This is a genomic window from Dictyobacter sp. Z7_2, assembly GCF_057551105.1.
In genome coordinates, this window is record NZ_BAAJPE010000002.1 from 1090359 (window position 1) to 1104817 (window position 14459).

The 14459-nt window shown below is 48.9% G+C and carries 10 protein-coding genes; 1 reads left to right on the forward strand and 9 read right to left on the reverse strand.

From position 1 onward, the window contains the following. Window positions 1-51: 51 nt before the first annotated feature. From AC27N8_RS18100 to ade, 3 genes are read right to left on the reverse strand one after another with little or no spacing between them, the layout of a single operon-like run. Complete coding sequence (locus AC27N8_RS18100; protein ID WP_487068791.1) at window positions 52-3051, reverse strand: molybdopterin-dependent oxidoreductase; 3000 nt, start codon at window positions 3049-3051, stop codon at window positions 52-54. After that, a complete protein-coding gene (locus AC27N8_RS18105) occupies window positions 3052-4020 on the reverse strand; it encodes an FAD binding domain-containing protein (protein WP_487068792.1) in 969 nt (322 codons plus the stop codon). Window positions 4021-4025: 5 nt separating this feature from the next. Continuing rightward, the gene (gene ade / locus AC27N8_RS18110; protein WP_487068793.1) at window positions 4026-5777 is read right to left on the reverse strand and encodes an adenine deaminase; all 1752 of its coding nucleotides are present in this window, start codon (window positions 5775-5777) and stop codon (window positions 4026-4028) included. A gap of 380 nt (window positions 5778-6157) precedes the next feature. Here ade and AC27N8_RS18115 point away from each other — a divergent pair, with 380 nt between their 5' ends. Further along, window positions 6158-6448, forward strand: coding sequence for a hypothetical protein (locus tag AC27N8_RS18115; RefSeq protein WP_487068794.1), 291 nt, complete (start codon window positions 6158-6160; stop codon window positions 6446-6448). Window positions 6449-6506: 58 nt separating this feature from the next. Here AC27N8_RS18115 and AC27N8_RS18120 read toward each other — a convergent pair whose 3' ends face one another. The 6 genes from AC27N8_RS18120 to proS all read right to left on the reverse strand — a co-directional run bounded on the left by AC27N8_RS18120 (window position 6507) and on the right by proS (window position 14278). Next, on the reverse strand, window positions 6507-7901 hold the full coding sequence (locus tag AC27N8_RS18120) for a putrescine aminotransferase (RefSeq protein ID WP_487068795.1): 1395 nt from the start codon (window positions 7899-7901) through the stop codon (window positions 6507-6509). A 621-nt stretch (window positions 7902-8522) separates the two neighbouring features. Then, complete coding sequence (gene argJ / locus AC27N8_RS18125) at window positions 8523-9686, reverse strand: bifunctional glutamate N-acetyltransferase/amino-acid acetyltransferase ArgJ (protein WP_487068796.1); 1164 nt, start codon at window positions 9684-9686, stop codon at window positions 8523-8525. Window positions 9687-9773: 87 nt separating this feature from the next. Then, window positions 9774-10271 carry a GNAT family N-acetyltransferase gene (locus AC27N8_RS18130; RefSeq protein ID WP_487068797.1) on the reverse strand — a complete coding sequence of 166 codons (498 nt, stop codon included), beginning with the start codon at window positions 10269-10271 and terminating at the stop codon, window positions 9774-9776. Window positions 10272-10357: 86 nt separating this feature from the next. Then, entirely contained in the window at window positions 10358-12106 is a 1749-nt protein-coding gene (locus tag AC27N8_RS18135; RefSeq protein ID WP_487068798.1) for a proline--tRNA ligase, read from the reverse strand. After that, window positions 12103-12786: a B3/B4 domain-containing protein gene (locus AC27N8_RS18140; protein ID WP_487068799.1), complete on the reverse strand. Its 684-nt coding sequence runs from the start codon at window positions 12784-12786 to the stop codon at window positions 12103-12105. The genes AC27N8_RS18135 and AC27N8_RS18140 overlap by 4 nt, the downstream gene beginning before the upstream one ends. Before the next feature lie 40 nt (window positions 12787-12826). Then, entirely contained in the window at window positions 12827-14278 is a 1452-nt protein-coding gene (proS, locus tag AC27N8_RS18145) for a proline--tRNA ligase (RefSeq protein WP_487068800.1), read from the reverse strand. Window positions 14279-14459 lie beyond the last annotated feature (181 nt).

The window sequence follows — 14459 nt, forward strand, 5'->3', positions numbered from 1 at the left end:
AGCTTGATGGGCTACGGCCTGGAATTATTTATTGGTCTACGTAAGTACAATTTAAGCGGAATATTTAGCCATATAAGCATGCACGGCACGCAAAATTCGTTCGGGAGTAAAAGGGAGATGGCGAATACGAATATCTGCTGCATCAACAAGTGCATTGGCAATAGCTGGAGCAATCCCATATAATGCGATGCCATTAATAGCTTTAGTTCCAAAAAGCTCAGATGGATCTTTAGAATCAACAAGATATGTGTGTAATTCGGGCATCTCTAAAGCGGAGAGCATATGAGAGTCTGACCAACTTGTCGTTAATAAGGCACCATGTTGATCATAGAACAATTCTTCGCTCAGACTCATCCCCAGGGCTTGAGCAACATCGCCCTCGATTTGTCCCTCAAATAGAGCTGGATTCATTGGTGTGCCAGTGTCGACCGCAGTCACTACTTTGAGTACACGAATAGAGCCCGTCTCAATATCAACTTCTATCTCGACTCCTTGCGCCACAAATGTCATTGGCATATGCAGACCCTTCCAAAAAGCGGTGGTCATCAGTTGCCGATTTTCGACATACATCGAATGAAACGAGACTTGCGCGACCGTTAATTGCTGTCCATGAGGGCCTCTGAGTATCCCATTACTGATCTTCAAGGTCTCCGGTACCACATTTAACATACGTCCTGCGACCGAAAGAATCTGACGCTGAATCTGTTCTGCCGCCTTTTTGACCGCATTGCCATGCATATAAAATGCGACTACATCATTGGCACTATTCTCAGCAGGAGAAGAGCTGGTATCAGGAGCATGCAAAAGAATATCAATAATCGGAACCCCTAATACTTCGGCCGCAATCTGGGTCAGAAACGTTGTAAGTTGAGAGCCGTTTTCACTTCGTCCAGCAAAAATATCAAAGGAACCATCCTCGTTCAGCTTGACCGTCGCCCCACTTGTACCAGCCATGACACCAGGATCACCATAAAAAGCGAGTGCCATACCTACGCCATGGCGATAACGATCACTGCTCTTTATGCCGCGTTTTTTGCTCCATTCTAGTTTCTCTTCTACCAGACGTGCACAGGTAGCAAGGCCACTACTGGCGAGCGGAGCGGCTCCACCTTTTGACTTCTCCAGAGCAGCCAGAAAAGGATAACGATCACCAACTTTTAACCAATTACGGCGTCGGAAGGCAAAAGCATCCATGCGCAGCTGCCTGGCAACATCGTCCATATGGCTCTCCAGAGCAAAAAACTCATGTTGGAGATTATACCCTTGTGTCGGTGCCGCTGGCGCGTGATTCGTGTAGAGCACTTCGGCAAGAAAACGCATGTTAGGACTGGGATAAAGCGCCAAAGCATGAACCGATTGAGTTGATATAGTTAACGCATGCGTTGCATAAGCTCCTGTGTCGGCCAGAACCACCATTTGAGTGGCCACAATTTCTCCGTCGCGCCGTACGCCTGTCTTCATGCGCAAAATATACTGCTGGCGTGAGTGATTGCTACGAAATTCGTCGGCACGGGAATATTCAAGCTTGACAGGACGCTTCGTAGCCAGCGTCAGTAAAGCGCACAGGTCTTCACCCTCGATGTGTTGGCGTAATCCCAGATCCCCACCGAGCTCAGGCTGCTCCACCCGAATGCGACGCATGGGAAGACCAGTCAGTGAAGCTAGCGTCCTGCGCGTATAATTGGGCACATGATTATTTGTGCGTACAACCAGATAATCTTCGTTATCAAAATAAGTGACGACGGTATGCGTCTCAATGGGAGCTTGCTGTATTGGAGGAACTATATATTCAGTCTCAATCACATGATCGGCCTGCGTAAATCCTTGTTCGACATCACCAACATCTAAACGCGTACGAGCCGCGATATTACGAGCTGCATCGGCAATACCTTGTGAGTCTGCTTCTGCATGAACACGCGTTGCTCCCGGAGCTAAAGCCTGACGCTGATCCAGCACGGCTGGCAGCACTTCATACTCCACATTGATGAGCTGCAAGGCTTGTTCTGCTACAGCAGGAGTCTCAGCGACCACAACTGCAACTCGATCACCCACATAACGCACAATATTATCCAGACAATACTGGTCTAATAATTGTGCCTCATTCCCACCTATACGCTCAACACGGGAATACACAATACGAGATACATCTTTGTATGTCAGCACAGCCAGCACATCAGGTAATGTTCTCGCTTTGGATACATCGATTGAGCTAATCACGGCATGAGCATGGGGGCTGGTCAGAATACGTGCGTAGGCCATTTGAGGCATCGGACGATCGTCGACAAAAGAGGTCTTGCCAGTAACTACCTGCATCACGTTGCGAGCCGACGTTGAAGTACCAACAACCTGCAGGTTACCCTTAGCCGTCGCTGTAGGTACGTTGTGTTGGGCGGTAATCGGAACAGCCGCCGAGGCCAACATTTGAGGGGTAAGAACTGGAATTTTCGTTGTCACCGCGCCAATCTTATTCGTAGCGCCACTTGTTTGCAGGACACGTTGCTTGTTAGTATCTGTGCTATCAGATTGCTCAGTAGCTTCTTCAGCCGGATCATCAGCAATTACAGTAGTATGTATCAATGGCTCTACACGCTCTCCTCGCAGTAAAGCAGAGGCTCTCAGGATGGCCTGTACAGGTTTGGCATATCCGGTACAACGGCACAAGTTTCCAGACAGAGCCTCACGCACTTCTACTTCGGTAGGTGCTGGATTCTTCTGGAGCAAAGCATGTGCTGACAGGAGCATCCCAGAGGTGCAAAAACCACAGCCAGTCGCTCCAACCTCAAGAAAAGCTGACTGCAATGGATGTAATTTGTCAGCCGATCCCAAACTCTCTACCGTGGACAACGTACATCCACCTACTTGAGCAGCCAGCATCACACAACTGGGTCGCGGCACACCATCAACCAGAACGGTACAGGCACCACATTCGCCAGTCTCACAACCTTTTTTTACACTACTATGGCCCTTACGCCGCAATAACGAGAGCAAAGATTCATTAGGAGCCACATCCAGGCCCTCAATGACGCCATTGATACGTAATTCGAGTTCCATCTAGCTTCCTCTCTCAGATGACACCATGCCACGCCAGGAGGCTATGTTCATCGCTTCTTCAAGCGCACGATATGCCAGACCCATACCGCTGACGCGTCGGTAACTGCTACTGGCACGCATATCTGCTGGTGGACGAAATGTAGCCATCCCCTCTTGCAAGATGGCCAGGAGCCTCTGACTGTTGGGTGGGTTCATCACGGGATGCTGTTGCAGCATTTGTTCTACCGCATGCAGCCGTATTGGTTCCATATTGGCCCCACCTAAAGCAAGATGCACTTTACTATATCTATTAGCTTCGATCTCGATCAAAGCCACCGCGTTCAGTAAGGCGACATCGGTCTGCGTACGACTGACACGCATTAACGAGGTTCCACTGCTGAGACTTGGACGTGGGATGACTATTTCAACAATCAGTTCACCAGGACGTCGATCTTGCTGTACGTCGATACACGCAATACGCCGCTCCTGCTTCCCTTTATAGACAACACCAGAAAGTGCCAGACCAGGATGCAAGGTCGTTCCACCACGAAGATCTACTTGAGTCTTCGAGCCAGAACGCACAACAGCCTCCGCATCTAATACAGCCAGAGCTGTCAGTAGATCAGCCTGGGAGGCACTACCAGTGGCAACAGTCCCTCCGATAGTGGCACTGTTGCGTATTAAATGTGACGAGGAGGAAACCTGAGCAGCGCGAGCCAAAAGGCCTGCCATAAAGTCTTTGAGTAAGGGTGCCTCGACCATCTGTTGCAGCGTTGTCATCGCACCTATATGGATACCGCGAGCATCTTCAGAAATATAAGATAGCTCCAGATCGCGCAGATCCACCACAGACTCAATACTACTATCTTGCATACCTAATAAATATGTTCCACCCGCCAACGGCACCGTCTTAACATCAAGACGGCCTAGCAGGAGAAGGACATCATCGATATTCTCTGCCCAGTGATATTCAATCAGATCGAGTAGCATACGTATTACCTTTGTAGAGGGATACGAGTAAATGTTTCGACATCAATTAAGCCTTGATCCGTCAACTTCAGGGACGGAATCACAGAAAGTGAGAGAAAACTGAGCGTCATGCACGGATGCTCCAAAGTGCATCCAAGCTCTGCGGCGACCTTATCCAGTGCTTGTAACTGCTGAACGATCTCAGCAGCCGGGAGCGGCGAGACCAATCCCCCGATTGGCAACGGCACACTCGCTTTTACATGACCATCCACAACACAGACAAAGCCTCCACCCATCTGTTCTAACGCATACGCTGCCTGTATGATATCACGATCGTTGACGCCCGCAACCACAATATTGTGAGCATCATGAGCCACACTTGAAGCAATCGCTCCTGCACGCAGGCCAAAGCCCTTTACCAGACCCAGACCAATGTGTCCACTGGCATGATGGCGCTCAATCACTACAAGTTTGAGCAAATCTCGCGTAGGATCAGCTACAAGTTCACCGTCATGAACGGGTGCCTCCTCCTGCAAGTGCGCGGTCGTGATCTGGCCCGGTCGGATACCAATAACTTCGACCAGTCCAGACTTGCCTGGGATACGTAGATCCGCTTCTGAAATATTTCCAATATGGATAGTTTTCGTTATGCCAGCCATCTGGGGAGGTTCTTGCGTAATTTCAGCCTCTAAGTGACCATGTTGAGCCACCAGGAGGCCATCTTTATACACCTCTGCAACCTGGAAGGTGCGTAGATCATCGAGCACAACGAGATCTGCGATATAACCTGGAGCGATCGCTCCACGATGAGATAAACCAAAATAATTTGCCGTATTAAAGGAAGCAAGCCGAATAGCCTCAACAGGGTCCAGGCCAAGTTCAATGGCCCGACGCACCATCGAATCGATATGCCCACGCGTCATAATATCTGCGGGATCACGATCATCGGTCACAAAAAAGACTCTGGGTGGATGAAGTTCCTGCACCACAGGCAAGAGCGCTTCCAGGTTCTGAGCCGCTGATCCTTCACGAATCATCAGCCACAATCCCAGACGTAAACGTTGTCGCGCCTCCTCCGCCGTTGTACACTCATGATCTGACATGATACCCGCCGCTGCATAAGCATTCAGATCACAGCCACTGACCCCTGGAGCATGTCCATCGACAACCAGCCCACGTGCTCGCGTCGCCCTGATCTTCTCTAACACCTGTTCATCAGTGCTCAGAACACCAGGGACATTCATCATCTCAGCCAGACCCAGCACCTGCTGATCGTCAAGTAGCTGTAACAGATCTTCCGCCAGCAATGTACGATATGGGCTCTCAAAACTTGATGCCGGTACACAAGATGATAACATAACGTAGGAAGAGAGAGGTAGACCTCGTCCTGATTCCAGGACATAGCGAATACCATCAAGACCAAGTACATTGGCAAACTCATGTGGATCCAGCATCACCGATGTCACGCCACGCGGAACCACCAGGCGAGCAAATTCAGAGAGAGTCAGCATCGTACTTTCGATATGCATATGTCCATCAATTAAAGCAGGGGCCAACCAGCGTCCTTGCAGGTCGCGCACTTCATGAGCCTGATAGCTCTCAGTAGTAGCATGCTGCTGAGCAAGAATTCCCACGACCACACCATCCGCGATCGCCACATCGGCGAGATAACATTCACCACTACAAACATTGACCAGCTGAGCATTACGTAGCAACAAATCGGCAGGTTGTTCGCCACGTGCTATCTGGATACGCCTCCGCAATTCATCCATTGACATCCCCGATCCTAAACAAAACCATCCGCACGAATTAACTCACAGTCATTAGATAACGCTAGTACCTTTTCTACAATCACTCGTCCACCTCTAGCGACAATATGCTCATTATATCGAACTTAGTAGCAGATTTTAACACATAGATGTACTTTTCATATAATTCTACGGAGCTAATCACCATTATGGGTCTTTTTTGGTACTGGAATCAACACAGCAGTGATAGATAGCGCTTACTTATAGGAGCACCGCCGCAGATAAAAAACCGTCTCTTTCAAGAGATTAGCTTTATCCGCTTGAACACCATCCTGCAAGCAATCTCTAACGTATATATTTTATAATAGATAGTTCATAGCATCATGAAGAAGCGATGAAAGGATAATGTCATGGCAAATGAGAACGACAATACGCTTGGACTGACCATCTTCAAGGTCATAGCTCTGGCAGGAGGCGCTCTGACTGGCGCAATTATCGCCAACTGGCTGGATAAACGCCTGAACGATATGGCGAATGAGCGATCCGATTATGATAAGTCACGCTATGCTCAGGGGCTCGCACCACGTGAACCGGCAATACTTAATCCTCCAGCAGCCAAAAGCGAGCAGCCACGTATCATCAGGGTTGAGCAACCCGATTATCAGAATTGGACGGTAGATGAGACGGATGAAGAGCACTGACCAGCAAAGCTTTTCAAGGACAAAAAAGTCCTTGCTGGTCAGTGTTCTCTCCTATAATCTATAGAGCGGAAGCATTGGAGAGGTCCAGACCAGGACCAGATTGAGATGAGTGCATTGATTGAATAGTATCTTCTAATCTATTCAAGATTGTATCTATCTCCTCTCTGGTAATCACCAATGGAGGCTCCACACGAATAACACGAGAATTATTCAAGGTGCCTGAGATTAAGACGCCGCGCTTAAAGAGGCCAGCAGCAATCTCATAACCAATATCATCGTTCACAAAATGCTGCCCGATTAGCAGACCTTTACCAGTAATATCAGTGTAGATATCGCTATGTCGGCTCGCTATGCCTTTCAATTGGCTAATAAAGTATTCACCCTTCTCTGCTGCTTGCTCAACCAGATTTTCTTCGAGCGTGGCATTGATCGCAGCAATGGCGGCGGCACAGGCCAGAGGATTTCCTCCGGTTGTCGAGGTGTGAATGAATGGGTTGCTATTGAAGACACTCCAAATTTTAGGACTGGCCATAAAAGCTCCGATTGGCATCACACCACCACCCAGAGCCTTCGCTGAAGTGATAATGTCCGGAGCCACATCCCAATGATCAACTCCCCAGAGCTTGCCAGTACGTCCCATCCCTGTTTGAACCTCATCAGCGATCAGCAGCACCTCATATTCATCGCACATCTGCCGCAAACGAGGCCAGAAATCATCTGGGGGCACAATCGCTCCTGCTTCACCCTGGATCGGTTCCATCACAACAGCCGCAATATCGTTGCCAACTTCACGGGCGATACTCAGCTGCTGTTCAACCGCATCAGCATCCCCAAAGGGCACGTGATAGATATTGTCGTGGAGGGGCATAGCAGGCCGACGGAAGATGGATTTGCCTGTCAGGGAGAGGGAGCCAGTGGTTTTTCCATGGAATCCACGCACAGAGGCGATAAAGCCACTCTTACGTGTATAGAGCTTCGCAATCTTCATGGCACCTTCGATAGCCTCCGTACCGCTGCTCACGAAGAAACTATACTGAATATCACCGGGAGTAATCTGAGCAAGTAGGTGAGCAAGCATGCCACGCAAAGGATCAAGCAGTTCTTGCGTCGGTAATGGGCTCTTTTGCAACTGCGCCTGGACAGCACCAATTACTTTAGGATGCGCCCAGCCAAGATTAAACAGACCAAAGCCACCCACACAGTCTATATACTCTTTCCCCAGGACATCCTTGAAGGTTGCTCCTCGTCCCGTCCATTCCACCGAAGCAAAATCCCCGGCCTCGGTCACAGCTTTTCGGTACTCAATAAAACCGCTGTTGAAGTACTTCGCAAAATTTTCGACGGTGGTCTCGATTAGCCATTCCGCCTCTCGCTTTCCTAGTTGAGGCTTATGAACAATGTCCAGATAGCGCTGAGAATCGTTAAAAGCCTTTAGTAGACTATCGGCACTCATATATATCCTTTCCGGTAATGCGGTAAAAGCACATCCACGCCACCGTCGACCCGCATACGTCAAATAGCATAGTATCGCTAGCAAATTAGCAAGCGACCAATGCTTGTGGACATGGAAGACCTATCTCTCAAGACAAGTATGAAAAAAACGATACACACACCTTTGTAGCCGGATATTGACTATCAGAAAGAAGGTGCCACTAAACTACGGCATGCACAAAATTGACATACAGAAGTTATGAAAAAGGTGACAGTAGTAGTATGTGATTCTCAAGACAGTGTTTAGGGGATAAGGCACAAGGAGGGAATCAGGGGTAACAAGTAGACAAATGAAAACCTCTGAACACATAGAATTTCGGAATGTAGCGGCCTTTTTGGGTTCCGTATTTTAGTCCGACTTTCATAAGTCACCATTCTTTAGAGAGCGAGTTGAATGTAATAAGATCTCTCTTTGATCAAGTATAGTCGACGCGACGTAATAAAGCAAGCTCCAATAGAAGATTTTTGTAGCATTTGTTGAAAAGTATTTAGTGATTTATGCACTCTGGCTGGGAAGCAACCCAAAGACCGCAATCCCAACCAGATCATAGAATATATGGGCATTGATCAGGAGTCAGGCAAACTAGGTTGTATATTCGCCATTGATTTTAACGTATCCATAGGTAAGGTCACAGCCCCAAACGGTAGCCCTGGCTTCTCCAATACCTAAAGAGACATGAATCGTGACCTCTGAGTTATGCAGATAGTCAGTAAGCCGACTCAGATCGACATCATCAAGCGCCTGTCCCTGATACATAAGCAAGTCACCAAAGCTAATGGAGACCTTTTCGGGCAAGATGTCGGTATATTCAGAACATTTCCCGATCGCCATTGCGACACGTCCCCAGTTAGGATCAGTGCCAAAGATAGCTGTTTTGACCAGTGGGGAGTTTACAATCGACTTGGCCACTCTTTTGGCTTGTTCAAATGATGAGGCATGCTCTACTGTTACCTCTAACAATTTTGTTGCACCCTCACCATCGCTGGCGAGATCCTTCGCCAGTTCAAGCGACATCTCTAATAGCGCCTGCTGAAAATCAGCCAGAGGAACATCTCCCGCCAATCCATTCGCCATAATCGCCACAGTATCGCTGGTGCTGGTATCGGTATCGACGCTAACCATATTAAACGTCAGGTTGACGACATCATGCAAGCATTGTTTAAGTTGATCAGGAGCTATCTGTGCATCGGTCACAAAATAGGCCAGCATGGTCGCCATATTTGGCTCTATCATGCCAACGCCTTTGGCCATACCAACCAGAACAGCATCCCCGATCTTGCGGGCATGCATCTTTGGACGCGTATCCGTTGTCATGATCGCATGGGCGGAGACATGCAGCTGTCCCTCCTGCATCTCAGAACGGATACCTTTAATGCCTGTACGCAGCTTATCCATGGGCAACTGCCACCCGATGACTCCAGTTGAGGACGGGAGTACATCCTGTGGAGCGATCTGAAGTTCATCAGCCACCAATTGCACAATCTCGCGTGAATTGGCCAGACCTTGCTCACCCGTAGCGACATTAGCATTCTTACTATTAATCACGAATGCCTGTAGTTGTCCATCAGCAATATGTTCGCGCCCAACTGTAATCGTAGCACCACAAAAACGGCTCTGAGTAAACATAGCCGCCGCCGCCGCTGGTACATCAGAGGCTATGACAGTAAAGTCTAGCGTTGTGTCTCTGATGCCAATGTTTCTCGCACACGAGCGGAAACCTTGTGGATAGAAAGGTAACGTTTGCATAAACACCTTTCCTCTCAATTCCTCTAAGCACACTATCATTTTATGACATATAGAAGAGAACGCATAGTTGGCTCTCTCATCATCCAGCTATAGGGAGGGCGTAGCGGATAAAGCCCGAGAGAAAAAAGCAGCGTCGCCCATCTCCTCCCACCCATGCTTCTCATAAAATTTACGTGCATATGACTCACGAATACGTCGATTCATTAACAACAAACGTGAACATCCACGTTTGAGAGCATATATCTCGATTGCAGATAATAAACGCCCACCAACACCATGCCCAGTCATGTCAGGATGAACAAATAGTTCAGACACATAGCCATCGCTACCACGCATTAAATGCGCGTACCAATGGACAGAGACATATCCCACAACCTGACGAGCATGAGTGTCTGGCGACTGTTTTTCTGCGACTAAAATTGTATGGGTGTGCTCATTCAAAGAGCTCTTAAGACGCTCCACAATCTCCGCCTGGGTGGTAGAGAAGGCTTCTTGCGTCATATGATCAGACCAACCTAAGGCACGGAGAATAGATGTAATAGCAAAGCTATCCTCCATACTGGCTTCGCGAATAGTAATGTCCACTGGTGATCGTTCCCTTATAAAAGAATGACATATTATCGCAAATGATGCATTACAAGGATAATAAGAACCTCTCCACTGAGAATTTTTTATTCCTGCGAACCAAGCCCTTTTCGTATCTCATCCAGGATTACCGGCACCACCTCGGCAAGAGGCACAATACGGCTCTCCTTCTGAGCACGTAGCTTGAGTTCGACACCACCATTCTTCAATGAACGTTTACTCATAACCGCACGCAAGGGTAATCCAATTAAATCAGCATCATTAAATTTGACGCCCGCGCTCTCTATGCGATCATCAAAAAGCACTTCAACCCCTGCCGCCGACAGATCTTGATAGAGTTGCTCGGCAATGCTCCCATTCTCTCCTTTATCGAGATCCAACCCCACCAGAGCCAACTGATAAGGAGCAATTCCAAACGGCCAAACAATCCCTTTTTCATCATGATATTGTTCCACCGCAATCGCCATCACGCGACCAATTCCGATGCCATAACACCCCATCAAGAGAGGCTGATCAATTCCCTGAGCATCCAGAAAGTTCGCACCAAAGAGATCACTGTAGCGCGTACCCAGTTTAAAGATGTGTCCCAACTCGCTTCCTTGCACCATATGTAACGTGCCCCCACAACGGACACAGTGGGCACCGTCATACGCTGAAGCAATATCGTCCCAGGCATCGACACGAAAATCACGTGGGTAATTCACGTTCTTGACATGATAGTCAACCCGGTTCGCCCCTGCGATAAAATTGTTCCCTGACTTCAACGAAGTATCGGCAAGAATAAAGATCTCTGGTCCCTTATCAATAGGCGATGTAAAGCCAGCGACGATACCTGCCTGCACCAACTCTTCAGCGGTTGCAAGATGAAGATCGCTGGTAGCAAGACCCGCATGTCGGAGAGCATTGATCAGTTTTACTTCGTTGACTTCAAGGTTACCGCGTATCGCAGCCAGCAGCATCTTGCCACCACTGACATAGCAAACAACCTTGAGCGTCTTAGAGGCGTCAACGTGCAAGAAAGCGGTCAGATCGCTGATAGCCATACTATCAGGGGTATAGACCTCTTCAAGCGCGGCTTCAGGTTCTGAGGGCATCTCATCGCGTACAAATTCAGCCTTCTCGACATTGGCTGCGTAGTCACAGTTCTCACATTGAACAGCTTCATCCTCACCAGCATCGGTGATAGCAATAAATTCTTGCGAGTCCTTCCCGCCGATCGCTCCGCTGTCTGCCTGAATGACAATAAAGCGCAAACCGCAGCGTTTGAAGATAGCTGTATACGCATCAAGCATGGCAGTATAGCTTTTATGCAATCCCTCTGTATCCGCATCGAAGCTATAGAGGTCCTTCATCAAGAATTCACGTGTGCGTAGCAGGCCACCACGAGGACGCGGTTCGTCTCGCAGTTTCACTTGAATCTGATAGATACGTTGTGGCAGGTCACGATAGCTACGCACAAACTCCTTAGCCAGTAAGGTAACAACCTCCTCATGCGTTGGCCCGAGGACCATAGCACGCCCTCTACGATCGGTAAGATTGAAGAGAACATCCATGCTTTCAGCACGCGAGGGACCACCGTCAGCGGGCTTGGTCTCCCAGATATCCTTGGGCTGGATAACCGGCATCGTGACTTCCTGACCACCGGCTCGATTCATCTCCTCACGTACGATCGTAGAGATTTTTTGAATCACGCGATGACCTAACGGTAAAAAGCTGTAGACTCCTGAAGTTAACTGACGCATATATCCGGCGCGTACTAATAGCTCCTGATTGGCTCCTTCAGACTCGCGTGGCACTTCACGCAAGGTTGACGTGAATAATTGAGAAATTCTCATAAACTCTCCTGGACACTGCTAGCATCTATATCGCACACCTGTCCGCCATTAAACTCCATCATCCGCTGCGCGGCGATTAATGCGTAGCGCTGAATCGTTGCACGATCGCTCCCCGCCGGAGCATAGATGACAATAAGAATCTGTGTCGTCTCTATCGTCACGCGGGTACGTTCCGAATCAGAGACAGTTGTCCCCATAACACCCTCATCATCAGCAATGATCACCTTATTTCCAACTTGAAACATCTGGCGTCCAATGCCCGGATAAGTAGTGTCTGGCGACGCGATTCTCACGGTCACCGATCCTCTGACATGCTGAAGATCGTACACACACATCGGCAAACCAAACTCTAATGAACAAAGATTATTCACATCGACTGCTGTATTTACTTGATGCAGCCCTTGTCCCTTGAGTATCCTACGCAGAAGCGCCTCCGATGAGGGACGATAACGCGTAGGATCAAAGCCAAAGGATTTCTGCATGCTCCGTACAGATGTGATCCGCGGCTGCTCCGAAAGTTTCTCTAAGACAAACTGCCGACTCAACTCCTGACCCTGAGCTTCAACTTGCTGCCACAAACGTTCGTCTCTGGCGCTGACACGGACATCACTAACCGTCGCTGTGCCAAAGGTAACACCAGGGATACGAGCTGGCAAGTCAGATGAAAACTGTATGAGCATCGCTTATCCTCTTCTCTCTACTTGTAATAGATATGCCAGCTTAATAGGCACGAGCAAAAATGGCTTCACAAGTTGCTGGCTTGCCAGTATAGATACATTTGCCCTGTACCCCACCTTCAGGCTGATCAAATGGGATCACACGCAAGGTCGCTTTCGTCTCCTCTTTGATCGCCAGCTCGGCGGCACTATCTTCGGCCCATTTCACGCGCACAAAACCGCGCTTCTCGGCGATAATTTGCTTGAACTCATCATAGCTCTCCGTGGTATAGGTATTCTGCTCGCGGAAAGCCAGCGCCCGCTGAAACAACGCCTTCTGCAACTCATCCAGGAGCTCCGGCAAACGCGCCTCCAGAGCCTCAACCGGGACAGCCTCTTTCGCACGATTATCGCGACGGACCAGCATCACATTGTTGTTCTGGACATCACGTGGACCAATCTCCATGCGGACAGGCACCCCGCGTAGCTCCCATTCGTTATACTTCCAGCCCGGAGTATTATCGCTACGATCCACTTTCACGCGAACCTTTCCCTTGAGCATCTTCTCAACGCGATTGACCAGATCATCGACCGCTTCTCGCTCTTTCTCTTTACGCCAGATCGGGACGATAACAACCTGATAAGGAGCCAGACGCGGTGGGAGAATTAAGCCAGATTTATCGCCATGGACCATGATCAGTCCACCAATCATACGCGTACTCATCCCCCAGCTGGTCGTCGAGCAATACTTGCGCTGTCCATCCGCATCGAGAAATTGGATGTCAAAGCTACGCGCAAAGTTGTCGCCCAGATTGTGACTGGTACCCGATTGTAACGCTTTCCCATCACCCATCATAGCTTCGATCGAATAGGTACGGAGAGCGCCAGCAAACTTCTCATTTTCGCTCTTACGGCCTGTCAGTACTGGAATAGCAGCATCCTCTTCGGCGACCGCACGATAGACTTCGAGCATGAGTCTGGTACGAGCTTCGGCTTCTTCAAGCGTCCGATGTGCAGTATGTCCCTCTTGCCAGAGAAACTCGGAGGTGCGCAAAAATAAAGCAGTTCGCTTCTCCCAACGCATCACATTGGCCCACTGATTGATAATTAGAGGGAGGTCTCGATAGCTTTGAATCCATTTGGAAAAACTATGGCCGATAATCGTCTCGCTGGTTGGACGGATCGCCAGCGGCTCCTCCAACTCTTCACCACCTCCACGCGTCACCCAGGCCACCTCTGGAGCGAAACCTTCAATATGTTCAGCTTCTTTTTGCAGGAAGCTCTGAGGAATCAAGAGTGGGAAATACGCGTTCTCGACATCATTCTCTTTAAAACGCGTATCGACGTGACGCTGGAGGTTTTCCCATAGAGCGTATCCATAGGGACGAATGATCATACAGCCACGTACCGGCGCATAATCAGCCAATTCTGCCTTACGTACGACCTGGTTATACCACATCGAAAAATTATCGTCTTGATCGACAATATCCTCAACATACTTTTCTTCGTTGACCATATAAGTTCCTTTTCTCTCCTATCTGCAAACGAGCATAAAAAAAACCCGCCCCGACAAAGGACGAGCATAAACCCGTGGTACCACCTCTTTTGAACCATGTCTTCACAGCATAGTTCCACTCATGCGGTCAACATCAAACCGCGCCTTCTCAATAACGGCGAAGGGGTCCGGTCAGGTTTCA

Coding starts and splice junctions, on each gene's coding strand:
- AC27N8_RS18100 (WP_487068791.1), bottom strand. CDS start 3,051: ATGGAACTCGAATTACGTATCAATGGCGTCATTGAGGGCCTGGATGTG.
- AC27N8_RS18105 (WP_487068792.1), bottom strand. CDS start 4,020: ATGCTACTCGATCTGATTGAATATCACTGGGCAGAGAATATCGATGAT.
- ade (WP_487068793.1), bottom strand. CDS start 5,777: ATGTCAATGGATGAATTGCGGAGGCGTATCCAGATAGCACGTGGCGAA.
- AC27N8_RS18115 (WP_487068794.1), top strand. CDS start 6,158: ATGGCAAATGAGAACGACAATACGCTTGGACTGACCATCTTCAAGGTC.
- AC27N8_RS18120 (WP_487068795.1), bottom strand. CDS start 7,901: ATGAGTGCCGATAGTCTACTAAAGGCTTTTAACGATTCTCAGCGCTAT.
- argJ (WP_487068796.1), bottom strand. CDS start 9,686: ATGCAAACGTTACCTTTCTATCCACAAGGTTTCCGCTCGTGTGCGAGA.
- AC27N8_RS18135 (WP_487068798.1), bottom strand. CDS start 12,106: ATGAGAATTTCTCAATTATTCACGTCAACCTTGCGTGAAGTGCCACGC.
- AC27N8_RS18140 (WP_487068799.1), bottom strand. CDS start 12,786: ATGCTCATACAGTTTTCATCTGACTTGCCAGCTCGTATCCCTGGTGTT.
- proS (WP_487068800.1), bottom strand. CDS start 14,278: ATGGTCAACGAAGAAAAGTATGTTGAGGATATTGTCGATCAAGACGAT.